The following is a 390-nucleotide window of genomic DNA, read 5'->3' as shown; positions in this document are numbered from 1 at the left end:
TCCCTTCGGAGCTGACGGACTCGCTGCGGGGCCTCGCCCAGCGGGAGGGCGCCACGCCCTTCATGCTGCTGCTCTCCGCCTTCCAGCTGCTCCTCTCCCGCTACTCCGGCCAGGACGACATCAGCGTCGGCTCCCCCATCGCCGGCCGCACCCACTCCGAGGCCGAGGGCCTCATCGGCTTCTTCGTCAACACCCTCGTCCTGCGCGCCCACGTGCGCCCCGAGGAGACGTTCCGCCAGCTGCTCTCCCAGGTGAAGGCCTCTACCCTCGCGGCCTATGAGCACCAGCACGTCCCCTTCGAGAAGCTGGTGGAAGTCCTCCAGCCCTCGCGTGACTTGAGCCGCAGCCCTCTCTTCCAGGTGATGCTCGTCCTGCAGAATGCCCCCGCCG

1 protein-coding gene is annotated in these 390 nt (G+C 69.0%); it reads left to right on the top strand.

What is annotated here, in order from left to right; genetic code table 11:
- Positions 1-390 (top strand): condensation domain-containing protein (locus AABA78_RS38980; RefSeq protein ID WP_338270606.1); only part of this gene is annotated, 390 nt, incomplete at both ends.

This window comes from Corallococcus caeni (assembly GCF_036245865.1).
GTDB classification, from domain to species: domain Bacteria; phylum Myxococcota; class Myxococcia; order Myxococcales; family Myxococcaceae; genus Corallococcus; species Corallococcus caeni.
This window is presented reverse-complemented; position numbering and strand designations above follow the sequence as displayed.